The organism is Persephonella marina EX-H1, assembly GCF_000021565.1.
In the GTDB taxonomy this organism is placed as follows: domain Bacteria; phylum Aquificota; class Aquificia; order Aquificales; family Hydrogenothermaceae; genus Persephonella; species Persephonella marina.
The window spans coordinates 1,473,331-1,497,627 of record NC_012440.1 but is presented as its reverse complement, the minus strand read 5'-3'; the positions used below and the strand labels follow the sequence as shown (position 1 = coordinate 1,497,627).

General features: G+C 36.7%; 18 protein-coding genes. 10 read left to right on the top strand and 8 right to left on the bottom strand.

Going from position 1 to position 24,297, the window contains the following annotated elements:
* Positions 1-3: 3 nt before the first annotated feature.
* The 5 genes from PERMA_RS07690 to PERMA_RS07670 all read right to left on the bottom strand — a co-directional run bounded on the left by PERMA_RS07690 (position 4) and on the right by PERMA_RS07670 (position 7,152).
* The gene (locus tag PERMA_RS07690; protein WP_012675333.1) at positions 4-2,337 is read right to left on the bottom strand and encodes an endonuclease MutS2; all 2,334 of its coding nucleotides are present in this window, start codon (positions 2,335-2,337) and stop codon (positions 4-6) included.
* A 48-nt stretch (positions 2,338-2,385) separates the two neighbouring features.
* The gene (locus PERMA_RS07685; RefSeq protein ID WP_012675808.1) at positions 2,386-3,780 is read right to left on the bottom strand and encodes a sigma-54-dependent transcriptional regulator; all 1,395 of its coding nucleotides are present in this window, start codon (positions 3,778-3,780) and stop codon (positions 2,386-2,388) included.
* Positions 3,780-5,816 (bottom strand): two-component system sensor histidine kinase NtrB, encoded by a 2,037-nt coding sequence (locus tag PERMA_RS07680; RefSeq protein ID WP_012675589.1) that lies wholly within the window; start codon positions 5,814-5,816, stop codon positions 3,780-3,782. Before PERMA_RS07680 ends, PERMA_RS07685 begins: the two co-directional genes overlap by 1 nt.
* Before the next feature lie 2 nt (positions 5,817-5,818).
* Positions 5,819-6,139: a FliM/FliN family flagellar motor switch protein gene (locus PERMA_RS07675; RefSeq protein ID WP_012676040.1), complete on the bottom strand. Its 321-nt coding sequence runs from the start codon at positions 6,137-6,139 to the stop codon at positions 5,819-5,821.
* A 242-nt stretch (positions 6,140-6,381) separates the two neighbouring features.
* On the bottom strand, positions 6,382-7,152 hold the full coding sequence (locus tag PERMA_RS07670; protein WP_012676832.1) for a hypothetical protein: 771 nt from the start codon (positions 7,150-7,152) through the stop codon (positions 6,382-6,384).
* A 66-nt stretch (positions 7,153-7,218) separates the two neighbouring features.
* On the opposite strand from PERMA_RS07670, the gene PERMA_RS07665 reads away from it, so the two are divergent.
* From PERMA_RS07665 to PERMA_RS07650, 4 genes are all read left to right on the top strand, one after another.
* On the top strand, positions 7,219-8,373 hold the full coding sequence (locus PERMA_RS07665; protein WP_012676041.1) for an anthranilate synthase component I family protein: 1,155 nt from the start codon (positions 7,219-7,221) through the stop codon (positions 8,371-8,373).
* A 231-nt stretch (positions 8,374-8,604) separates the two neighbouring features.
* Positions 8,605-9,852 (top strand): TolC family protein, encoded by a 1,248-nt coding sequence (locus tag PERMA_RS07660; RefSeq protein WP_012676512.1) that lies wholly within the window; start codon positions 8,605-8,607, stop codon positions 9,850-9,852.
* Between the two features lies 1 nt (position 9,853).
* On the top strand, positions 9,854-11,020 hold the full coding sequence (locus PERMA_RS07655; protein WP_012676072.1) for an efflux RND transporter periplasmic adaptor subunit: 1,167 nt from the start codon (positions 9,854-9,856) through the stop codon (positions 11,018-11,020).
* Between the two features lies 1 nt (position 11,021).
* Complete coding sequence (locus tag PERMA_RS07650) at positions 11,022-14,123, top strand: efflux RND transporter permease subunit (RefSeq protein ID WP_041530915.1); 3,102 nt, start codon at positions 11,022-11,024, stop codon at positions 14,121-14,123.
* On the opposite strand, the gene PERMA_RS07645 is transcribed toward PERMA_RS07650, so the two are convergent.
* On the bottom strand, positions 14,069-16,585 hold the full coding sequence (locus tag PERMA_RS07645; RefSeq protein WP_012676240.1) for a sensor domain-containing protein: 2,517 nt from the start codon (positions 16,583-16,585) through the stop codon (positions 14,069-14,071). The two genes, PERMA_RS07650 and PERMA_RS07645, sit on opposite strands and share 55 nt — an antisense overlap.
* Before the next feature lie 163 nt (positions 16,586-16,748).
* On the opposite strand from PERMA_RS07645, the gene PERMA_RS07640 reads away from it, so the two are divergent.
* Positions 16,749-17,105, top strand: coding sequence for a c-type cytochrome (locus tag PERMA_RS07640; protein WP_012675584.1), 357 nt, complete (start codon positions 16,749-16,751; stop codon positions 17,103-17,105).
* A gap of 12 nt (positions 17,106-17,117) precedes the next feature.
* Here PERMA_RS07640 and gyrB read toward each other — a convergent pair whose 3' ends face one another.
* Positions 17,118-19,535: a DNA topoisomerase (ATP-hydrolyzing) subunit B gene (gene gyrB, locus PERMA_RS07635; protein WP_012676394.1), complete on the bottom strand. Its 2,418-nt coding sequence runs from the start codon at positions 19,533-19,535 to the stop codon at positions 17,118-17,120.
* 48 nt (positions 19,536-19,583) lie between these two features.
* Positions 19,584-20,678 carry a DNA polymerase III subunit beta gene (dnaN, locus tag PERMA_RS07630; protein WP_012675527.1) on the bottom strand — a complete coding sequence of 365 codons (1,095 nt, stop codon included), beginning with the start codon at positions 20,676-20,678 and terminating at the stop codon, positions 19,584-19,586.
* 118 nt (positions 20,679-20,796) lie between these two features.
* On the opposite strand from dnaN, the gene lexA reads away from it, so the two are divergent.
* From lexA to PERMA_RS07605, 5 genes are all read left to right on the top strand, one after another.
* Positions 20,797-21,417 (top strand): transcriptional repressor LexA, encoded by a 621-nt coding sequence (gene lexA / locus PERMA_RS07625; protein WP_012676236.1) that lies wholly within the window; start codon positions 20,797-20,799, stop codon positions 21,415-21,417.
* Between the two features lie 2 nt (positions 21,418-21,419).
* Positions 21,420-21,881, top strand: a complete 462-nt coding sequence (locus tag PERMA_RS07620) for a hypothetical protein (protein WP_012675256.1) — start codon at positions 21,420-21,422, stop codon at positions 21,879-21,881.
* Between the two features lie 8 nt (positions 21,882-21,889).
* Complete coding sequence (locus PERMA_RS07615) at positions 21,890-22,147, top strand: DUF8156 family protein (RefSeq protein WP_015898861.1); 258 nt, start codon at positions 21,890-21,892, stop codon at positions 22,145-22,147.
* Positions 22,119-22,757: a 3'-5' exonuclease gene (locus PERMA_RS07610; protein WP_012675878.1), complete on the top strand. Its 639-nt coding sequence runs from the start codon at positions 22,119-22,121 to the stop codon at positions 22,755-22,757. Before PERMA_RS07615 ends, PERMA_RS07610 begins: the two co-directional genes overlap by 29 nt.
* A gap of 305 nt (positions 22,758-23,062) precedes the next feature.
* Complete coding sequence (locus PERMA_RS07605) at positions 23,063-24,292, top strand: DNA polymerase domain-containing protein (protein ID WP_012676793.1); 1,230 nt, start codon at positions 23,063-23,065, stop codon at positions 24,290-24,292.
* The last annotated feature ends 5 nt before the right edge of the window (positions 24,293-24,297 follow it).

Below are 24,297 nucleotides of genomic sequence, written 5' to 3'. Positions count from 1 at the left end.
TCCTTATTTTATGTGAACAACTGTAACACCCATACCTCCCTCATGGTAAGGTGCATCCTCGTAGCTAATATTATAAGGCAGTCTGTCTAAATATTCCCTGACAGCTTTTCTCAGTATTCCCGATCCATAACCATGGATTATCCTTAAGGTTGTAAATCCCTCAACAACAGCTTTATCTATAAAGTCAGAAAGCTCCCTTAATGCCTCTTCCTTTGTTTTTCCTATAAGCTTTATCTCAGGCTTTCCTACTGGAGTTACAGATTTTCTGATCTTAAATCTCTTCTCCTTATCTTTCTTTTCTTTCTCCACCTTCTCAAGCTCTGAGAGCTTAACCCATATCTTGATACCATTAAAGTTCACATTTGCCCTGTCTTCCCTTACAGATATAACCTCTCCTACAGTACTTTTACCTTTTATCTTTACATTATCCCCAATATCTATAGATTCAGCTGACTGATCTTCTTCAGGGATGATGCCCTCTATATCTCTCTTCTTCTGTATGATAAATCTCTCAAGCTCTTTTCCAGTCGGCTTTTTCTTTATCTCATCCAGTATCCTGTAACCCTCTTTTCTCAGATTTTCAATATACTCTTCAACCTCCTTAGTTGCTGACCTCCATCTTTTCTTCTTTTCCTCTTCAAGCTCCTTCACAAGTTTTGAGTATCTCTCCTGATCCATTTTCAGCTGTTTTTTCAGTCTGACAAGTTCTGAGTGCTCCTTCTCATAGGCTTCTTTATATCTCTCAAGTTTTTCAATAGCCTCTGAGAGCTTAAGTGAGCTTTCAGACAGATATCTTCTTGCCCTGTGGAGAATATCTGCATCAAATCCAAGTCTCTCAGCTATGTAAAAAGCCATACTCTGACCTACTGATCTGTAATGAATACTGTATGTTGGGGTCAGGTTTTCCCTGTCAAAACCTACAGAAGCAACCTCAAAATAGTCATCAGAAAGGGCAAACATCTTTATCTGTTTGAAATGAGTGGTTATCATACAGTAGGCGTTCTTCTCCTTTATCTTTTCCATGATACCTATACCTATAGCAGATCCCTCATCAGGATCTGTTCCTGGAATAAGCTCATCTAGTAGAACAAGTGATCTTTCCGTTATTCTCTCAAGTATCTCCTGAATATTCTTTATATGTGCAGAGTATGTGGAGAGGTTCTGCTCTATGCTCTGCATATCTCCTATATCTGCGTATACCCAGTCAAAAACAGGTATCTCACTTCCCTCTGATACGGGAATAGGTATCCCCGTCTGGAATATCATGGATAAAAGTCCCGCTGTCTTAAGTGTAACAGTTTTTCCACCTGTGTTTGGACCTGTTATCACGAGACCCTTTTTTGATTTTTCTATCTTTATATCTACAGGTACAAAATCCTTTGAGTTCATCAGAAAGAGTGGATGTCTTGCTTCTATCAGGTTAAGCTGATCTGAAACTCCCGGAAAAACACCTTTATACTCTGAGGAAAATTTGTATACAGTGTAAAGATAGTCAAAGTTGATTACAGCATCAAATGTTTTTCTTATATCTGTAAGCCTGTTTCTCAGAATATCGGTCAGAAATTTAAGTATCTTTCTAATCTCTATATGCTCTCTTATCTTAAGGTCTGAGAGCCTGTTGTTAAGCTCAACAACATTTACAGGTTCAATATAAACTGTCTGTCCTGATGATGATCTGTCGTGTATGATACCTTTTATCTTTGATGAGAAGTTCTGTTTTACAGGGATGACATACCTGTCCTTTCTTACAGTTATTATTCTCTCCTGTATTACATCCTGATACTTATGGCTGTTTATAATGTTCTCAAGTATTGATATAAGCGTTTTCTCAACCTCTTTTATACTTTTTCTTATCTGTAAAAGATCCCTGCTAGCAGAATCCTTAACCATACCTGAAGGATCAATACTGTCCTCTATTATCCTCTCTATCTCCCTTGAGGAGAAAAGATCCCTGTACAATGGCTGTATATTTTCCCTTTCCTTTATATAAGGTGAGAGAACTTTCTTAATATCCCTTGATATCTTAAGTATCTTCCCTATATCAAGGATCTCCTTTGGTGAAAGAATACTTTCCTCTATTGATAGAAGACCTATAGCCTCTTCAATATCAGGATACTCCGTTAATGGGAAGTATCCCTCCTTATTTACAATATCTATAAAATCATCTGTAACCGAAACAGCTTTTAAAACATCATTTTTCTCCGTTAAAGGTCTGAGTTTTTTTATCTTTTCCTTTGTTTTCTCATTTACAGTAAGTTCAGACAGTTTTTCCAGAAATCTGTCATACTCAACAAGATTTATATCTTTCTCCCTTATCTTTACCATCTCTCTAAGCAAACCTGTCCTCCTGTTTTTGCACAAAAGTTATACATATAACGGTAATTTTCAAGGGATCTTCCTGAACTCTGAAGGGTTAACATTGTACTTCTTCAGAAGTTTCTGGAGTGACTGTCTCTCAATATTGGCAAGTTTGGCCGCCTGTGTGATATTTCCTTCAGTCATTGTAAGGAGAACCTTAAGGTATGTTTTCATAAATCTGTCCATATGCATCTTTTTTGCCTGTGAGTACTCAAGTGGAAACTCCTGTTTTATACTGAACTTTATGGATGGATCTATATGATTCTCATTTATGTACTCACTGTCCGATGCAAGGACACACGCTTTATTTACAACATTCTCAAGCTGTCTTATATTCCCCGGCCAGTCATAGTTCAGGAGTATCTCCATAGCCTTTGATGTGATCCCTTTTATATTTCCTCCGTATTTTTCATTAAAAATATCAATAAAATTCTTAACAAGAACCGGTATATCCTCCTTTCTCTCCCTTAAAGGTGGTATATAAATCTTCAGCCCTTCTATCCTGTAAAAAAGATCCTCCCTGAACTTACCTTCAGAAACAAGCTTCTGTAGATCTCTGTTTGTTGCCGCTATAACTCTGACATCAACATATATAGCCCTGTCGTCCCCTATCCTTCTTATCTCTTTTTCCTGAAGAAATCTTAAAAGCTTCCCCTGTATATCTAACGGGAGTTCTCCTATCTCATCTAAAAATATCGTCCCTCCGTTGGCCCTTTCTATTATCCCTTTCCTGTCCTCTGTTGCACCTGTGAAAGATCCTTTTTTATAACCAAAAAACTCAGCTTCCATAATATCAGGTGATATATTTGCACAGTTTATTGGTATGAAAGGCTTATCACTTCTCGTACTGAGATTGTGAATGGCCTTAGCCACAAGCTCTTTACCAACTCCACTTTCTCCATATATGAGTACCGTAAGATCAAGGGGTGCAACCTTTTTTATATACTCTATAATCTGAAGCATCTGTGGATTTTTTGTTAGTATCGGGTTTTTGTCAGATCTTAAACTCTCAAGCTCTGTCTTTAGTCTTATATTTTCCTGAAGTATCTGAGATTTTTCCACAGCTTCCTGTATCAGTTTCCAGACTCCTGGGTCGTTAAAATCTATAGGTTTTGATATATAGTGGAAAGCCCCTTCCTTCATACATCTGACAGCATTCTCAATCGTTCCGTAAGCTGTCATAACGATAAAGCTTGTAACCTTATTGAACTTTCTCAGCTCTATAAGAAATTCCTCACCTGTCATGTTTGGCATTCTCATATCTGACATAACAAGGTCAAAACTCTTTTCCTTCAGTCTCTCCAGAGCTTCTCTTGGATTATCTGTCGTTTCCACATAGTAACCTTCTTCCTCAAGGATTATCTGGAAAGACTGGAGGATATCCACCTCATCATCAACTATAAGTATCCTTCCCTTTTCCATCACTCGTCCTCTGCAAGAGGTAGTTTTATTATAAACTCTGTTCCTTCTCCCTCTTTACTTTCAAAATCTATCTCACCTCTGTGGTCATTTACGATCCTTTTGACGACTGAAAGACCGAGACCCGTTCCCTTTTCCTTCGTTGTAAAAAACGGATCAAATATCTCATCCTTAATACTATCAGGTATCCCTTCTCCGCTGTCTCTTATCTTTATAACAGCTCTGTTTCCATTTTTTCTCAGCGATATCCATATATTTCCTGAATAATTCATAGCCTCAGCAGCGTTTATTATAAGGTTTATGAAGACCTGCTGTAGAGATCCAGGATCCCCATAAACAAAAACACCTTTCTCAAGCCTCTTATTTATTTTAATATTTTTTCTCTTTGATGCCGGGATTGAGAAATCTATAGATGTATTTAAAACCTCTCTGAGATCAACCTTTTTCTCCTTGTAGTATGAAGGTTTGGCATAATTTAAAAGTTTGTTTATTATATCCTCGGCCCTTCTGCTGTTATTTTCTATTTTTTCTCCGAGATTTATAAGTGTTTTATCTTTTAGCTTTTCTCCCCTTTTCTTAACTGTAAATGCATAAGCGGAGATAGCTGTAAGAGGATTTTTTATATCGTGGGACAGTCCCGCCGCAAGTTTTCCTATAACAGCATGTTTTTCTGTCTGTAAAAGCTGTGCCTCTAACTTTTCTTTCTCCGTTATATCCTCAATAATGATAACAAGCTTCTCTATATGCTCCTTCTCCTCAGGTGTTGATGCGAGGGGAAGAACCTTAACCCTGTATATAAAACCTTTCTTGCTTACTGATGAGAAAACTGTATCAAGAGGCTGTTTTTTACTTATAACTTCTTCTATCTCCGATTTTAAAGGAAGAAGTTCAGGTATGTTCTCAAACAGATCACCTGTTATCTTATGTCCAACTATCTTCTCAAGCGCAGAGTTTACAGTCTCAACCTGAAAATCTTTACCAACGATAGCTATACCAATATCAACAGACTCAAACGTTTTTCCAAAAAGCTCCTGAAGTTTGTTTATCTTATCAAAGTAGAGTGTTTTCGCTATAGATGTTGCAACGGAGTTTGCGTATGTTGAGAGATACTCTATCTCTTTGGGAAATATTCTCTCCTTTTTGTAAACACCTAATATCCCTATCTTACCTTTATCACTGTACATTGGAAGAAATATTGATTTTTCATCCTCGGATATATGTATCTTATCTATCTCCTCAAACCTGCTCTCACGGAATCTTTTAATATTAGGAAAGAACCCGCTTTTTTTGAATATCTCCTTATCATTATCCTCAATGTATATAATAACACCTGAGTAACCAAGATTGTGTAATCCCTCAACAACCCTCTCGGCAATATCCTCAAGCTTTATAGGAAGTATTGTGTAGTTACTCAGCTTGAATATCTCTTTTAGCTTCTTGTATGTTATCTTAAGTTCATCATCAAGTTCAGAGTACTGTTTCTGTATCTCACTCTGTATAGCTCTATCAACAAGCTCTCTGTAATCCTTTTTCTCCTGTTCTGCTGTCTCAGTATACTCGGATATACTGTTTATCAGAATGTATACAGGAAGAAGAAGGTTTCCGTAGTAAAAGAAACTGTTTAATGCAAGGAAAAGGACAGCATTAAAGAAAACTATCAAGGTCCATATAAGGAAATCAAGTCGGTTTCTGTAATTTCTGAACATCAGTGTTATGAAAGCAAGGGGAACCGTAAATGTAAGATAATCTTTACTGTAAACAGATCCTGCAAGAGATACCATCCCAAGGACGAGGAACCATACAACAAAAGGTATCTTAAATTTTAAAGGTTTATCGTTGTTAAGAAAGAGAAAAACAAACAGAATGAACAGTATATAAAAAAAGTCTTTAAACTCCGCTGTCATGTAGAAATTTTCCGATATAGAGGACAGAAAAAGGGGAACTATGGACAGATAGAGGAATATATGCTTCTCTATCCCTCTGTTTAAAAAGTAAACAGCTATAAGAAGTATTATCCAGGAAAAAAATAAAGCTTCCATACTTAAAGATACAGATCAGTTATTTTTAGTTTTAAAGAACCGCTATCTTTAAAAACCACACCCTTTCCTATTATCTCTCCATTCACGAGAAGCTCAACATCCTTTTCTTCCTTTTCTGAAACGAGGATCTCCGTTGTTTCTCCTATTCTATCAATATCTGAAACAGGAATATCCCTGCTCATCAGTCTAATAACAACAGGAAGTGGTATATTCTTCTGACAGGGAACCTCCTCCTTTTCCTCTTCAATGAAAGGCTCTATAATAATCCCATTCTCATAAAGGTTACCATCTGCAACTATATCAACACTTACCGTCCCATTCACCTTCCTTGAACTTTCAATAATCTCCGATCTGTAATCCTTATCCTCAAATATCTTCTCAAACAGACTTTCTCCCCAGCCAGACCCTTCCTGAAAAACAAAGAAAACAAAAAGATCATTCTTTATATAAAGATTTCCCTTTTTTGAAGATATGCAGTAGTATCCCCCTTCAACCTCTCCAGAATATCCATCTTTTATTTTAAAATCCTCAACCCTGTCCTTTAAAAAATCCGATATTAACCTATCTATCTTTCTTCTCCCTTTACACTGTTCATAAATTTTATCTTATCAAGGTCTATAACACTACCTTTTCTGAGCTTGCTAAGATCAATATCTACAGGCTCGCTATCAACAGATAGTTTAAGGATAATCTTTCTTTTAAGCTTTTCCAGTAACTTTCTACCATAGGATGTTGGAGGAGAGAATATAAACACATCTGTCTCAACAGCCTCCAGCATCAGTTCCTCAAAGAAAAGAGATACTGTGATACTGTCTCCTTCTAATTCCAGATTATAATCAAACGTTATAAAATCATCGTTGTAAAACTGGACTGCCGAGCTGTTTATCTTTTTGAATTTAAAAGGAAAGTCATTCTGCACAGTTTTTACAATGGAAAGTGATATATTTTCCATTATACTGTGGAGGTTATTCTCATTTTTAAAAAGGGAGTAAATGTTCTCTTCATATATCTTTCTTTCAACTGTTGCAATACTCTCAGAGATCCCTATGAAAAATCTGAACTTTCCCTCCACATCGTACGAGTAGAGAAAGTTATTTTTATCCTCAACTTCCCTGTTCTTTGTTACAGATGTCTCTTTTATACTGACCTTAATGGGTATATTTGAGACAAATATCTTCTTCAGTGCCGTTTTATACCTGTACATTAAAAATCTGTATCTTGCATCTAATAGTTTTAATTCTTTTCTATCTGTAGTATAATCTATCTCTGTTGTTTCCGTGTTGTATATTTCTTTAAAAAGTGCATCAAGCTCTTCTTTAGGTATAAGCTTTCTCATTATTTCTCTCTTAGAGTAATCCTTAATTATAATTATAAACATTTTTTGTTACAGAAGGAAGTTTTAATGAAAGTGTATTTGTACTCTGAAAGGGATGGATGGTTTAAAGATAAGGGAGTATATCTGTTTGATAAACCGATAATAAAACTTGTTTATAAAAATGGAATACTGTACATAGAAGACAGAAAGATTAAAACGGAAAAACCTTTTTTATTTATAGAAAAATTAATAAAGGAAAAAGGATACTACTGTGCTGGTTTTATATCTTACAACTATGGTAAAAAGATAGCTTTAAAAAAAAGAATACCTCAGCAGGACGATATAAAAATTCCTGATATTTACGGGATATTCTTTAAAAATTATAAAAAAATAAGTATTCCTGAACTACATTTAAAAAATAAGATTGAGGATGTAATATACAGAACAGACAGGAAAAGATATATAGAAAAAGTCCTTAAAGCAAAAGATTTTATATCAAGAGGAGAGATATACCAGGTCAATATAGCCCATAGAGTTGATATAAAAGGTTTTTTTCATCCTGAGACCGTATTTTTCAATCTGATAAACTACCAGCCTGCCCCATATCTCATGCTTATAAAGGATATACATTTTTCTGTTGTGTCGGCTTCTATGGAGCTCTTTCTAAGGAAGGAAGGGAGAAGGATCACAACAAAACCTATAAAGGGAACAAGGAAAAGGGGAAGATCCCCTGAAGAGGATGAGAAGCTCAGATCTGAGCTTGAAAGTTCAGAAAAGGAGAGGGCTGAGAATCTCATGATCACAGATCTTATGAGGAATGATCTTGGAAGAATATCAGAAAAGGGATCTGTAAAGGTTGAAAAGCTTTTCGGGATAGAGAAATACAGATCCGTCTTTCAGATGGTATCAACTGTAAGTTCTCAGCTAAAAAAATCCATCTCACTTCAGGAGATAATAGACAACACATTCCCACCGGGATCGGTAACAGGAGCTCCAAAGATAAGAGCTATGGAGATAATATCACAGCTTGAGGATCTGAGCAGATCTGTATACTGTGGTGCCACATTCCTTATAAAACCTGATCTGGATTTTGTTATGAGTGTGGCGATAAGACAGTCTATTTTTAAGGGCAAAAGATGCAGTATATATGTTGGAAGTGGAATTGTTGCTGACTCAGACCCTGAGATGGAGTATGAAGAGACAATCATAAAACTGAAAGCAAATATAGAGTCTCTCAGATAAATAGAAATATAAACAGGATTATAAAAAGTCCTAAAAGAAAGGAAAGCGATATAATAAGACTGTCTTTTAGTTTTTGATCCATCTTTTATCAGTAATTATTACTATTATTGATAAATAATAATCTTTTTATCCGGCTCTGTCAATATAAGTACTTTCCCAAAAATTTCAAAATGGGTTGACATCAAGAAGTTTTGAGAATATATTAAGTTATAATTATATAACTTAGATGGGATGAAAAGAGTAATCGCCTTACTGCTTATTATAAGTTTCTCATCCTTTGGGGTGACCTTAGACCAGCTTATACAGCAGGCTCTAATCAGCAGCCCCTATTTAAAGCAAAAAAGGATAAAAAAAGAGATATACCTGGAGAAAGAAAAACAGATAAGATCCTCAAGATACGGAAAGTTATACATTTATGGAGGTTTTGATCACTTCAGCGAGAAAACAAACCTCGGTTTTTTAGACCCGAAAAAAGGAATATCAGGAATGACTTTTGCCAACAACTTTTACAGTTTTGGTATAGGCTACAGCGTCCCTTTATTTACAGGCTTCAGAACTGAGACAGATCTGAAAATATCACGTATAGGCGGTAAGATAGCAGATACTGAGGAAAGACTCACAAAAAATCAGCTTGTATACCGTATAAAATCATCTTACCTTCAGATACTTTCCTTTGAAAAGCAGAAAAAGGCTGTGGAAAGTTATATCAGTTCCCTTAAAAAGCTGAAAGAAAACGTGATCGTATCTGTAAAAGCCGGAAAGAAAGCTGAGGTTGATCTGCTGAAAGTAGATTACCAGCTAAAAGAGGCCGAAACGGAGCTGAAAAAGATAACACTCAAAATAGAAGATCTGAAATACACAATAAAGACCCTTGTAGGCAGGGAAGACATAGAACTTGATAGACTGAGCGATATAAATAAAAGCAGTCCTGTTCCGGAGATAAAAGGGTATGAAGATCTACTTTATATAAAGAAAGAACAGCTAAATAAAATAAAAGCTAAAAATCTCATAAAGAGGCAGAAATCTGCATACTATCCACGGGTTGATCTTGATCTAGCATACTCAAAAAAGTATGCACTTGGAGAAAGTTTTGATTTCTATAAGATCAGTTTAAATATAAGGTATACCCTGTTTGATTTTGGCAGGAGAGCTTCTGCTGTTTCTGAAGGGAGGAAAGAGTATCTTTTTTACAGTGAGAGGGAGAGATCTGCTTTTTTAAATCTGAAAAAGGAGATAAATACGGTATTAAACAGAATAAGGATCTATGAAGAGGAGATAGTATCAGCCAAAAAAAGGATAGAGTTTGCAAAAGAGATAGAAAGGATAGAAAAGATAAAGTATGAAAACGGTGTATCTGATATATTTGACCTGCTGAAAGCAAAATCAGACAGAATATCAGCAGAGACAAGATACTACGAAGCCTTTTATAAAAGGGAAGCAGAGATTGCATACCTTAACTACTTAATCAGTGAGGAATGATATGAGGAAATATATAGCGTTCTTTATTGTCTTCCTTTTAATAGCAGGAGGAATAAAGATCCTCAGGGAAAAAAGAAAAGCCCTTGAAAATGATATAAAACCAGAACCTGTTTCTGTTATTCTTGAGGGAAAGGCTGTGAAAAGGGGAAAACTTGAGATTTACAGAGATTTTACAGGCTCCGTCTTTCCCGAGAAGACTGTAAAGCTCTCATCAAAAATAACGGGGAATATCCTGAAACTGAATGTAAAAGAGGGAGATACAGTTAAAAAAGGTCAGACTATAGCCGTCATAGACACAAGACAGATAGAGGAAGATATAAAATCATTGAAAAAAGAGGTTGAGTATCTCCGTGATCAGATTGAGATTAACAGGGAAAAACTGAAAACAGCTAAAGCAAACTACAAATACACAAAAAATATATACGAAAGGGACAGGATACTTTTTGAAAATAAGGCAATACCAGAGGAAGCATTAGAACTTTCACACCTGAAACTTGTAAAAGCAGAAACAGACCTGAAAGTAATCCAGAAAAGTATAGATGCGCTGAACAAAAAGATAGAATCTCTTCTGAGTAAGATAAAATCACTTGAGATATTTGCAGAATACGGAACTGTCAGATCTCCTGTTAATGGTCAGATCGGAAGGATATTCCTTTATGAAGGTAGCTTCGCTGTTGCAGGAAAACCTGTTTTGGAGGTTTACACAGGCAGAAAGATTCTGGTAAACATCCCTCCAGATATATACAACAGAATTGATGAAGGATATCCTGTAAAGATAGCATTTAACGGGAGAGATATAAAAGGATATATATCTAAGAAATATGTAACATCAGAGATAAAACTGCCCCAGATTGAGATAAAGTCAGACAGTCTGGGAAATATTCCTGTTGGAGTTAACATCCCTGTGAAGATCTATTTAGAAACGGATGACGGTTTTATAGTACCTGTCAACTCAATACTTGATCTGACCGGAAAAAGATACGTTATAACAGAGAAAAAAGGAAAATTTATAAAAATACCTGTAGAGCTAAAAGGGGTATACAGGGATAAAGCTGTTGTTAAAGGTGATCTAACTGAAGGAATGGTTGTTGCCGTGGGGTCAGACCCAACACTGAGAAGAGCCTTATTCATGGGAAAAGGAAAAATAGTTACAGAAGGTAAGGATTAGGATGGAAAAGTTTACACATTTTATTCTGAAAAATCATCATACGACATTATCACTGATAATAATATTCTCGATTATAGGTATATATGGATACTTTCATCAGGACAGAAATCTTTTTCCTGATGCAGACAGACCTCAGGTGGCTGTAGTTATAACACAGGAAGGCTCCTCTGCCAAGGATATATCTGAGAACATTGTTATCCCCATTGAAAAGCAGCTTTACACCATAGACAGACTGAGAACCGTAAGATCATCAATTACTGACGGGATGGCTGTTATAACGGCTGAGTTTGAGTATGGAAAGGATTTCTCAGAGGCGGTAACGGATGTCTCAAATGCACTATCAAAAGTAAAGGGAAAACTTCCAGAAAATATAAAAGATCCCGCTATATACAGGATATTCTCAAACACACAGCCTGTTTTAGTTTATGCTGTATATCCCAAAGACAGATCAATCTCACTTGCGGATGTAAGACAGTTAGCGGAAAACCAGATAAAAGATCAGCTTTTAAAGGTTGAAGGTGTTGAGAATGTTGATATTTTTGGCGGATACAGAAAGGAGCTATACATAGAGCTGAACAGTGAAAAGCTGAACAGACTTAACATCCCGGTTGATCTTGTAATAAGAAAGATAAGGGAGTCGAACATAACATACCCTGCAGGATTTATCATAAATGATGAAGGTTATTTCCTTATAAAGTACGACGGTAAGTTCAGAGATATAAATAGAATCAAAGATCTGGTAATAAGGGATAATGTCAGACTTGGTGATATAGCATCTGTACGGTACGGCTATCCGGACAACTTCTCCTTATATTTTGGAAACGGGAAAAAGGCAGTAGCTATCGCCGTTCAGAGAAGTATAGATGCTTCAGCCCTTGATACTATCCATAATGTAAAAGAAAAAGTAAAGGAGCTTGAGAAGTTATACCCATCTCTAAAATTTGAGATAGCTGACACACAGGAAAGGATCATATCCCTCAGCATATCAAATATGTTTGAGGCTTTAAGGGATGCGATAATCTTTGTCTCAATCGTAATCTTTCTTTTCCTTGCAAATATACGCCAGATGATCGTTGCTGCTTTATCAATACCTTTCGTTTACAGTATAACGATAGGTTTTATGTGGCTTTTTGATATCCAGTTCAATATAGTAACCCTGACAGCTGTTATTCTCGCCCTTGGAATGCTCATAGATGATGCTGTTGTCGTCCTTGAAAATATAGAGAGGCATCTCCACCAGCTAGGTGAGGATGTAAAAACAGCAGTTCTGAAAGGAACTGAAGAGGTCATGCTTGCTATCTTAGGAGGAACTGTTGCCACATCTTCTGTTCTTGTTCCCCTTCTGTTTGTTGGAGATTATCCGGAAAAGATATTCAGACCTCTATCGGAGACATTGCTTATAGCTCTGTGGGTCTCTTACTTTGTTTCTATAACATTTATCCCCCTTATATCCCCGTATATACTCAAAAAAACTGAAGGAAAAAACATATTTGAGAAAAAGGTTTACCAGGTTGTATCAGTATTACTCGAGCCTTTAAAAAATTTTTATACAGGTGCTGTAAAAAGAGCTGTTTATGGAAAGGTTCATCCACTGGTGTACTTTATACCGTTAATAGCTGTTCTTATCTTAAGTGTCAGATTTGTTATACCGGTTCTTGGAAATGAGATGATGCCTCCTATGGATACGGGGATAGTAAAATTGAATGTGATTCTGAACTCAAACATATCTCCAGAAAAGGTTGAAAAGATAACAGAAAGAATAAACAGGATTATATCCTCAGATAAAAACGTAGAAAAGATATCCACAGCTGTAGGATCAGAACCCGGTGTACTATCAATCGGATCAAACTCCCCACAGTCTGTAACGATAACAGTTACATACAACACGAGATTTGACAGGGAAAAGGATATATGGAAGATACAGAGGGATCTTTATAAAAAGATATCACAGTTACCAGATATAAAGTATGTCTCTGTATTTGAGTACGGTGCCACACCAATGTCAAATATAAAAGGTACCGTTGATATCATGGTATCTGGTGATGACCTATCCAGACTTGATTCTATCGGAAATGAGATACTGAGAAGGATGGAAAATGTAACAGGGCTGAAATCTGTATACAAAAACTGGGATATGGACAAGGTATCTTACAGGATTGTTCTGAACAGTGAAAGGCTTGAACAGTTTGGACTCACACCATACAGTTTTATCTCCCAGATATCAGCCTTTGTAAAAGGAGCAAATGTATCACTTATGAACATACAGAATGAGAACCCCGTCGGTATAAAATTAATCCTTCCGGAAGCTAAGAGATCCTACATAGATCAACTCAATGAGTATTATATAGACACACCTAAAGGGAAAGTTCCTTTCTCTGTATTCGCAAAGTTAGAAAAGATTGTTGAACCGACGATAATCACAAGACAGGATCTGAGATATACGATAGATATTATCGGCTTCAGAGAAAAGGGAGCTGTAACACACATTGCAGGAAGAACAGAAAAAGCGTTAGATGATCTTAAAATTCCTCACGGTTATGAGATAAGCGATCAGGGCGAGGTAAAACAGCTGTCTGATTCACTCGGAAGGATGTTTAAAGCTGTCGGGTTCGGTATAGTTCTGCTCTTTTTCTCTATGGTTCCTACATTCAGATCATTCTCAGCACCAACATCAATAATATCAGCAATCCCACTTGCTGTTATAGGTGGAATATGGGCTTTACTACTGGCCGATTACCATAGATCGCTACCAGCTATGATGGGGCTTATACTGCTGTCAGGAATAATAGTAAAGAACTCCATTCTGTTGATAGATTTTATAACCATGCATTATGAAAAAAACAGAGATCTAAAAAAAGCTGTATTAGAGAGTATAAATATAAGGACCAGACCTGTACTTATGACAGCCTTTGCAACATCTGCAGGTATGGTACCTATCGCTTTTGCATGGGCTTTAGGGCTTGAAAGACTTGCCCCTCTTGCCGTTGTGGCAATAGGTGGACTCATTGTGGGAACATTCCTCACACTGATATTCGTTCCTCTTGTTTACTACTTCTTAAGGAATTTTACAAACTCTTCAGGCTCAAGTGGTGGAGAGAAGTAATAACCCTGATACCTGTCACAGCCTAACTTTTTAAGCTCAATATACTGCTCTTCAGTCTCAACACCTTCAGCTATTGTTTTTATATTGAATATCTTTGCTATGTTAATTATAGACTGGACCAGTTTATGAACATTCTCATCAATAAGCATATCCTTTATAAAGGACATATCAATCTTTATAGAATCAACATTTATATTAGCCAGATATTTTAATGTTGAAAAACCTGTACCAAAATCATCTATAGATATCTCAAATCCCATCTTTCTCAGATTGTCTATATCCTTTTTCTGTCTGTAAAGATCAAGAAGATCCCTTTCAGTTATCTCCATTATTATGTACTTACTGTTTAAAAGAAGCTCCCCTTCAGGAACCTTGAAAAATACCATCTTATTTGTTGATTTTATCTTGTATATGATCTCTTCTATATTCTGGGGAGTTACATTCACTGATATCTTTACAGGGTTTAAACCTTCCCTCTTCCATCTGTTTATAATATCGTTGACCTTAACAAGCATAAGATTATCAATATCCTTTATCTGTCCTGTTTTTTCAGCTATAGGTATAAACTCAGATGGTGGTATGTACTCTCCTTCAGGCGTTTTCCATCTTATCAGAGCTTCAGCGGCGATCACACTATCAGTTTTAAAATCAACAACAGGCTGAAGATTGAATGTGAACTGGTTTTCTATAAGAGCTGTTTCTATCTTTTCTTCTATCTCCTTTATAGTTTTAACCTTCTGGTAATCCTTTTCGTTATAGAAAAGTATATGATTTTTTCCCTTACTTTTTGAGAGTTCCAGCGTTCTTTCACCTTTTATGTATATATCTGTCTCTGACTTACCATCTTCAGGATACTTAACAACAGAAACATTAAAATCAAGATGGATAATATGATCCTCTATAGAAAATGGTATTGTAAAGGCAAGCCTTATTTTTTCAAGAACGGACATTATATCCTTATCCCTCACAACAACTGTGAATGTGTCCGATCCTGACCTGAATATCTTGTAACCGTCTAAAAACTCTTTAAGTGTATCTGCGATCTCCCTTAGAAGTAAGTCCCCCACCTTCTCGCCGTATATTTCATTTATAAATCTGAAGTTGTATATATCTAAAAAAACCAGATAGAACTCCTCCTCCTCTCTTACAAGCTCTTTAAGTTCAGATAGAAGTAACTTTCTGTTTCCAAGATCTGTCAGCGTATCAAAAAACTCCTTGTGGAAGAGATCTTTCTGCTGCTGTATATACCTTATACCAAACCCAACATCATCCGATATCTCTCTGTATATGGATATCTCCTCATCAAAAAAGTAGTCTTTCTCCCTTGCGTATATGACGATCACATACTTAATACTGTCGTGGATAAATATAGGTATAAGAAGGACCGATCCAGCCCCTGCAGTTTTTACATACTCTTTCCAGTTTTCAAAATCCTCAACTTCCTCAACATCCCTTATATAAAAATAGTCCATCTTGTTAAGAACCTCTCTTTCTGGAAGACTCTCAAGTCTGTTGAAAAGGTTTGTTATAACACTCCCTTTATCAAAGTACTTGGGAACTATCTGTCCGTTCTCATCAACCTCTGCAATGAAAACATCAGAAAAGTCATCAACACTGATAAGTGTATCAACTACAGCCTTTAAAAGAACGTCTATCTCGCTTATCTTCATTATCAGTCTGTTTATCCTGAACAGAAGTTCCTTTGCCTTTTCAAGATGAACCTCCTTTGTTATATCCTCTATCGTCCCAATTCCTGAGTACTCACCGTGATAGGAAACAGTTTCAGAATTTATATGAATCCATTTAATCCTGTTGCTTTTTGTTATAATCTTTATCCTGTAGTTTGCAAACTTTTTTATCCCTTTATTTCTTAATTCAATAACTTCTTTTACCTTTTTCCTGTCTTCAGGATGTACTATAAGCAGGATATCATCCATATCCAGAAGCTCTTTCTCACTGTACTCAGTTATCTCTTCCACTTTTTTATTTACAAAAACAAGCCTCCCTTTCCTCTGGAGAAAAATACCTATAGGGGCAACCTTTGATATAGTCTCAAAGAGCGATCGTTCCTCAACCTCTTTTGTTTTATCAAGTATGTAACCTATAAAATAATCTGAATCTTTTCCTTTTATATATATCTTTCTGCAGGATACATAAACCTCCTTTCCATCTTTTGATCTAAGCTTTAGGTTATCTATCTGAAACAGACCTTTTCTGTCTAAAATCTTTTTAGGAATGTCTTTAACCTTATTAATATCGTCACTGTGAACAATATCCAGAAAATTCACCCTGTTATTTACCAGCTGATCGGATGAATAGCCAAGAACAGTTTTGATATTTTCGCTTACATTTTTAAAGTTCAGATCTTTATCTAAAAGAAAGAATACAACCTCTCCCCCCTTAAAGAGAGGATTCTTGAATATGTCCGTTATATCTAAATACCCTATATAAGAACCGTTCATATAGAGGTTCTCCCGTTTAATTATTCCAAGAGTCTCTTATTAACTCTGATTACACAGATGTTTGAATTATTAATTTAGCCTCTGTTCGTAATATTGTAAAGCCTTGGTTTTAATTTCTGATATACTAAATATAATACTGTGTATAGTTATACGGAGGTTAAAAATGAGAGTTTTCATAATATCCCTTTTGCTTATATCAAATTTAGCTTTTGCTGCTGACAAAGAAAAAGCTTATGCACTTTTTAAAAAGTACGGATGTGAAGGCTGTCACGCAGACTACGGGATTGTGGCAGGACCAAGTTTTTATATGGTTAAATCAAAATATCTTAAAGAGTTTAACAATGATATTGAGGCTACAAAGCAGTATCTGAGGGAAACTATAAGAAAAGGAAGTTCAGGTAAATGGTTTAAATTCCTTGATATGAAGATGCCTTCACATCCACAGATACAGCCTGAGGAGCTTGAGATAATAGTTGACTGGATTGTTTCAGTTCCTCCACCGGAGGAGAAAAAGAAGTAGGAGATTAACCTCCTACACGTCCAGATTTCTCACTTCTTTAGCATATTTCATGATGAACTCTTTTCTTGGCTCTACCTTCTCACCCATCAGTATAGAGAAAACCTCATCTGCAAGTGCAGCATCCTCAAGTGTTACCTGCATAAGTCTTCTTGTTTTGGGGTTCATCGTTGTTTCCCAGAGCTGTTCAGGGTTCATCTCACCAAGACCCTTGTATCTCTGTATCTCCACACCATGGATTCCCGCTTCCCATATAACATCGTAAAGCTGATCAAGATCTGTAACGGTAACCTCCTTATTTTTGTAATTCATAGTTAAAGGAAGTTCACCAACGATCTGTTTTATCTCGGAGCTTAGCTCAAGTATTCTTCTGTAAGCGTAAGATGTTAGGAAGTCATCATCTATCTTGTTCTGTACCTGTTTAAATCTCTCTTCCCTGACGCAGAATATCTCTATATCACCCTCAAAAAGATTTCTCTCATAGTATACGTTATACTCAGGAAGTTTCTCCCTTAACTTCTGGACGATCTCCTTAACCCTGTCTTCATCTGTAAGGTCATCCTCAGTTATATTAAGATCAATAACAGCATCTATAACCTTTTTATCTTTTCTCTTGTATATTGATCTTTTTAGATCTGAATACTCTTTTGCCTTCTTTGCAAGATCCTTTATCTGTATCTTCGTAAGATTTTTCCCCTCAAATGTTATCTCATCCGATGCAAAATCTATAACGATCTTTGCAAGCTCTTCATCATCCTTGACGTATATCTCAGATCTTCCCTTTTTAAGTTTGTAAAGGGGAGGTTGTGCTATGTATAAAAATCCGTTCTCTATTATCTGTGGGAAGTATCTGTAAAACAGTGTTAGCAGAAGTGTTGTGATATGTGCCCCATCAACATCGGCATCAGCCATAAGTATTATCTTGTGGTATCTGAGCTTTGAAAGATCAAATCCCTCATCATCCTCCTCTGTCGAAAGCCCTATCCCTGTTCCTATTGCGTTTATTATTGATCTTATCTCATCATTTGAGAGTATCTTATCAATTCTCGCCTTCTCAACATTAAGTATCTTACCCTTTAGAGGAAGAATAGCCTGAGTTCTTCTGTCCCTTCCCTGTTTTGCAGAACCACCAGCAGACTCACCCTCAACTATGAAAAGCTCACATATCTCAGGATCAGTTTCAGAACAGTCTGCAAGCTTTCCGGGAAGTGATGTGTCCTCAAGGAATGATTTTCTTCTTGATATCTCCTTTGCCTTCTTCGCTGCTTCCCTCGCTATCGCAGCTTCTATAGCCTTCTCAGCTATCTTTACAGCTATATCCTTGTTCTTATCAAAAAACTCTAAAAGAGCTTCACCTACAATATTCTCAACAACCCTTTTTACTTCCTGATTTCCAAGTTTTGATTTTGTCTGACCTTCAAACTGAGGTTCAGGGACCTTTACAGATATAACAGCTGTAAGACCTTCCCTGAGATCCTCACCTTTAACACCGCTTTTCAGTTCTTTTGGAAGTCTCATTCCTGAAAGGGTTTTGTTCATAGCCCTTGTAAGAGCTCCCCTAAAACCAGCAACATGAGTTCCACCTTCAACGGTTTTCACGTTGTTAACAAAACTCTCTATAACCTCGTTGTAGCTTCTTGTGTACTGGAATGCTACCTCAACTATGATCCTGTCCTGTTCGCCTTTAACGTATATAACATCACTGAAAAGAGGGTCCTTTGCAGCATTAAGAACTCTGACAAAATCTTTTATACCCTCTTCATAAAGATACTCCTCATCTATATCAACCCTTTCATCTGAGACGAAAAATCTCACACCGGGAAGCAGGAAAGCAAGCTCCCTACATCTTTTTGAGATAGTATCAAACTTGAACTTTACCGTCTCAAATATTGTGTCATCAGGCATAAATGTTACTTTAGTTCCTGTTTTGTGTGTCTCACCTACAGTTTTTAGAGGTGTTATAGGCTTACCAAACTCATACTCCTGTCTGTAAACCTTACCATCCCTGTAAACCTCTACAACAAGCCATCTTGATAGAGCATTAACAACAGAAGCACCAACACCGTGGAGACCACCAGAATACTGGTAAGCCTTTTTTGAGAACTTACCACCTGCACCTAAAACTGTAAAAACCATCTGGACAGCTGGAAGCCCTGTTTTTGGGTGGATATCTACAGGAATTCCCCTTCCATCATCCTCAACTGTAACTGAGCCGTCCTCATGTATTACAACGGATATATTTTTCGCAAAACCTGCCATTGCCTCGTCAACGGCATTGTCAATAAGCTCCCAGACGAGATGGTGGAGACCTCTCTCAGATATATCACCTATATACATGGCAGGCCTTGCCCTTACGTGGTCAAGACCCTCAACAACATCTATAGCTTCAGCTCTGTATTCCTCGGTTGTAACTGTATCTTTTCTCTCTTCCAACCTTTTACTCCTAAAATAAATTTTTCAGCAGGATAAGATATATATTTATCAGGAAATTTCCATAGGCATAACAATGGCTTTATACCTGTCTTCCTGATCTGCAGGTATTATTAATGTCTGTGCATTCGGATTTGTAAACTTTATCACAACCTCATCCCCATCTATAACCTCAACAGCCTCAATAAGATACTTTGCATTGAATCCTATAGAATACTCCTCACCTTCATAATCAACACTCAGCTCATCAACAGCCTCTCCATACTCAACAGAAACGCTTTTCAGCTCAAGTATCTCAGGCTTTAAGGTGAGCTTTATAGGCTTTGTGTCTCCTTCTATAACAGCTGAGACCCTTTTTATAGACTCAAGAAACTCCTTTTTATCTATCTTTATCTCCCTTGAGAACTCTGAAGGGATGACCTGTGTATAATCAGGGAAAACTCCCTCTAAAAGTCTTGTCATAAGTATCCATTCTTTAGTTCTGAAAAATGCGTACTGGTCTGTAGCTGCAACCTCAACATCCTCAAGACCTGTCAGGAGCTTTTTAAGCTCATTTAAAGCCTTCTGTGGAACTATTATGTTTATATCACCTTTACCTGTTCTCTCTATAGTGTAAAGTGCGAGTCTGTGTCCGTCTGTTGCAACAACATCTATATTCCCGTTAAGCGATCTGAAAAGAACGCCCTGAAGTGCGTATCTGCTTTCCTCTTTAGATGAGGCGTAGGCTGTTTTTCCTATAGCCTTCTGGAGATTATCTCCTGAGATCAAAAATGCGTTATCCTCTGGAAATGGATACATCTGTGGGAAGTCCTCTGAAGGAGCAACAGGAAGATTGTACTTTGTCTTTCCAGATTTTATCTTCAGTGTGCTGTCCTCAAGTTTTATATAAACCTCATTGCTCGGGAGAAGTCTTGATATATCTGTTAATTTTTTAGCATTAACACAGGCAGTTCCTTCGTTCTCAATCTTGGCAAAAACAGAGACAGAAACATGAACCTCAAGATCTGTACCCTGAACTGTGAGCTTATCATCCTTTGCTTCAAGTAAAAAGTTTGAAAGTATTGGAAGTGCTGATTTTTTTTCTGTTGCTGATATAGCCTTTTTCAAGAGGTTTTGAAGATCATTTTTATCTATTACAAGTTCCAAATGTGTACCTCCCTGTTTTATATGAATATTTTAACATTTATTCGGCTTAAATCCTACAGGTGTAAAACTTGATTTTCGGTTTTTTTTCGGTTATATTAAAAAACAGGAGGTTAGGATATTGTTAACAAAAAGACAGAAAGAGATACTACAGTTTATAGGCCAGTTTTATTCCCAGTACGGATACAGTCCAACACTCAAGGAGATAGCAGACTATTTTGGTCTTTCTGCAGTCTCAACAATCCATGAGCATATAGAAAAACTCGTAAAAGAAGGCTACCTGATAAGAACAGGTAGAGGTAAGATCAGGATTAATAGAGAAAAGCTTTTTGAGGAAGAGCCTTTAAAATTCCCATTTTACGGTCATATCGCAGCAGGAAGACCTATAGAGATAGAACAGGACATATTTGAGTATGTTGATCTGACAGACCTTATCCAGTGTGATAACTGTTACGCCCTGAAAGTAAAGGGAAACTCTATGATAGATGAGCATATTATGGACGGGGATATTATTATCGTTGAAAACAGAAAAGACGTTTTAAACGGGGAGGTTGCTGTTGTTCTCATTGATGGAGAAGAGGCAACACTGAAGAAGTTTTATCTACTGGATAACGGGATGGTAAAGCTTGTTCCTGCAAATGAGGAGCTTGAGCCTATGTATTACGAAGCTGACAGGATTCAGGTTCAGGGTGTGGTTAAAGGAATAATAAGATCCTACAGAGGACTTAAAAGGAGGTTTTAGTTATGGTTTATAATGGGATCTCTCCTATCGGTATGCTTGAAAAACAGTGGGAAAAGATAGAGATATCAAACGGAAAGTATCACTACCACTACATGCTTTACAAATTCACAAAAAGCTCAAAAAATGTGTCTCTTATAGATTGTGGGAACAGGTTTAACCCATTTCTTATAACGAATGTGGCAAAATTTGAGAACTTAGATCCAAAGAAACTTTTAAACCTTATAAAGATAGTAAGAGTTTTTACCGTTTTCCAGCTTAAAACAGCTATAGACAAAAGCCTGAAAACAGCTCCCGATGTTATAATCATCTCCGACATAGATGAGGTTCTGAAAGACCAGAGCATATCTGAGGACGAAAAAAGACTGTCCCTTTCCTCTGTAGTTGAAAAGATAAAAGGTATAAATCTTCCTGTTTTTATCGTTGGTGAGAGCTTTATGTTCACAAATATAACCGTTAACAGCTGAGGTAAGAAATGGGGAAAACTATCCCTTCTGGAACACAGATAATAAAGCTCAGTAAAAATGAGCTTTCACTTTTTAGAAAAGCTCTCAGGAAGGAAGACAAAAAGATATTTGACAGACTTTTCTCATACGCAAAATTCCACTCTCAGGCTGTAGGGAGTTCAGGAAGTATAAATCCTGTAGAGAGCATAATATTTTCAATACTTATAGAGATGGAAAAAGAGATACAGGAACTGAAAAATGGTAAAAAGAAAGCTTCAGATCCTTGATATATACTCTGACTCCTTCGGGATACATATATGGCTTTTATCTGAAGATGGGAAGAGATTTTCCGTTTTCAGAAGGTTCAGACCTTACTTCTATATCGGTGAGAAAAACAGTAAAGATGCTTTAAAGCTTCTGATCAAAAGATTTGGGAAGAAGATAAAGATTGAGAAAGTATTAAAAAAAGATCTTCTAAAAGGTGAACTCCAGGTTTATAAGCTAACAACAAACACACCTTTTACATACCTTAAAGCTGTACATCTTTTGAGGAAAAACAGAGTTATTGAAGATACTGATATATACAACATACAGCTCACACCTGCTCAGATATTTATGTATGAAAAAAAGATATTTCCATTCTGCACTGTAGAACCTGTTGAGAGGAATGGAAAAGTTATGTTCAGAAAGATAGACAGTGCGGAGAGAACAGATTACAGGATTTTTGATCTGAGGATAATGAGAATAAAGCCGGATATAGAAGGTGGAAATCCAAAGTTTATGAGACATTTGCCTCCTCTATACATTGAGATGGAAGGGGAATCAGGTATAGTTTTAGATGATGGCAATTTAGAGTATCTCTCACAGCTTTTAAAAAAAAAGACCCTGATATCCTGATTGTTGAATACGGGGATGAGATAGTAATCCCAAATCTTATAAAAGCAGGCGTCCAGAACCTGAACAGGATAAAAACACAGCCTTTCACAAAAAAGGGAAGAAGTTTCATCTCTTACGGACAGACAGTTTACACAGCAGACTCAACATACCTACTTGGAAGGATACATATAGACCCAAAAAACTCATTTTTTTACAGGGAGATAGGCCTTGACGGTATTATTGAGCTTGGAAGGATATCTTCAATCCCCTTACAGCAGCTGTCAAGAACAACGATAGGAACACCTATAACATCCATTGAGATCAGAATGGCTTTTGAAGAAGGATACCTTATCCCTTTCAGAAAAAATCTCCCGGAAGACCCAAAAACAGCAGACCAGCTTATAGATGTTGATAGGGGTGGTCTTTCCTTCAGACCGATAACAGGTGTTTTTGAAAATGTTGCCGAGCTTGATTTTTTCTCAATGTATCCCTCAATAATAGCAAACTACAATCTCTCATACGAAACTATAAACTGCTCTCACAGAGAATGTACAGCAAAACTACCTACAGGTTACAGGGTATGCACAAAGAGGGAAGGTATAGTCCCAAAAGCCCTCAGATTTCTTTTAAACAGGAGGACTCATTACAAAGAGCTTATGAAAAGATCACAGGACAGAAGAGAGATATTTGACAGGAGACAGAAAGGTTTAAAATGGCTTCTTGTTGTAAGCTTTGGATACCTTGGATACAAAAATGCTGTTTTCGGAAGGATAGAGTCCCACGAAACAACAACAGCTATAGGAAGACAGCTTTTACTCTTTGTAAAGGAGATAGCAGAGAGCAGAGGTTTCAGACTTTTACATGCATTAACAGATTCTGTATGGATTTACAGAAAAGATGCAACGGAAAAAGATTACAGAGAGCTTGAGACTGTCTTAAACGAAAAGCTGAAAAGGAGATTTAAAGGGATAAATAAAAATCTTATAGATTTCAGGATAAATCTTGAGGGTATATTTGACTGGATTGTATTTCTCCCATCAAAGGAAGATGGTATAGGCGTACCTAACAGGTTTTATGGAAAGTTCAGGAACGGAGAGTTAAAGGTTAGAGGTATAGAAATAAGAAGATCCGACTCACCGCAGTTTGTTAAGATATTCCAGAGTGAGATACTTGAAAAGTTAAAGGAAGCTGAAAACAGAAAACAGTTCTTCGAGAAGCTTAGGGATACAGAGGATATACTGAAAAAATACAGGGATAGATTAAAGAAAGGTGATTTCAGTATATTCCAGCTTGCAGTAAGGAAAAGGGTATCAAAGGATCCCACCACATACCAGAAAAGAACGGATATATCAGAGACCGCAGGAACACTTCTAAAAGAGGGGATAAAGGTAAATCCAGGTGAAAAGATAAATATTATCTATGTTAAGGACAGTTACATAAAAGGCGTCCCACTTGAGATATACATGAGATATCCGAAACCTCTTGATATTGAGAAATACATAAAAATACTTGAGGAAAGCTATTTCCCTTTCAGAACTGTAGAAAAAATGCTTTAGGTGTA

Bases quoted from the DNA above. Each gene is read 5' to 3' on its own strand.
- PERMA_RS07685 (WP_012675808.1), bottom strand. From the start codon at position 3,780: ATGGAAAAGGGAAGGATACTTATAGTTGATGATGAGGTGGATATCCTC.
- PERMA_RS07680 (WP_012675589.1), bottom strand. From the start codon at position 5,816: ATGGAAGCTTTATTTTTTTCCTGGATAATACTTCTTATAGCTGTTTAC.
- PERMA_RS07670 (WP_012676832.1), bottom strand. From the start codon at position 7,152: ATGAGAAAGCTTATACCTAAAGAAGAGCTTGATGCACTTTTTAAAGAA.
- PERMA_RS07665 (WP_012676041.1), top strand. From the start codon at position 7,219: ATGAAAGTGTATTTGTACTCTGAAAGGGATGGATGGTTTAAAGATAAG.
- PERMA_RS07660 (WP_012676512.1), top strand. From the start codon at position 8,605: ATGAAAAGAGTAATCGCCTTACTGCTTATTATAAGTTTCTCATCCTTT.
- PERMA_RS07655 (WP_012676072.1), top strand. From the start codon at position 9,854: ATGAGGAAATATATAGCGTTCTTTATTGTCTTCCTTTTAATAGCAGGA.
- PERMA_RS07650 (WP_041530915.1), top strand. From the start codon at position 11,022: ATGGAAAAGTTTACACATTTTATTCTGAAAAATCATCATACGACATTA.
- PERMA_RS07645 (WP_012676240.1), bottom strand. From the start codon at position 16,585: ATGAACGGTTCTTATATAGGGTATTTAGATATAACGGACATATTCAAG.
- PERMA_RS07640 (WP_012675584.1), top strand. From the start codon at position 16,749: ATGAGAGTTTTCATAATATCCCTTTTGCTTATATCAAATTTAGCTTTT.
- PERMA_RS07620 (WP_012675256.1), top strand. From the start codon at position 21,420: ATGGTTTATAATGGGATCTCTCCTATCGGTATGCTTGAAAAACAGTGG.
- PERMA_RS07615 (WP_015898861.1), top strand. From the start codon at position 21,890: ATGGGGAAAACTATCCCTTCTGGAACACAGATAATAAAGCTCAGTAAA.
- PERMA_RS07610 (WP_012675878.1), top strand. From the start codon at position 22,119: ATGGTAAAAAGAAAGCTTCAGATCCTTGATATATACTCTGACTCCTTC.
- PERMA_RS07605 (WP_012676793.1), top strand. From the start codon at position 23,063: ATGGCTTTTGAAGAAGGATACCTTATCCCTTTCAGAAAAAATCTCCCG.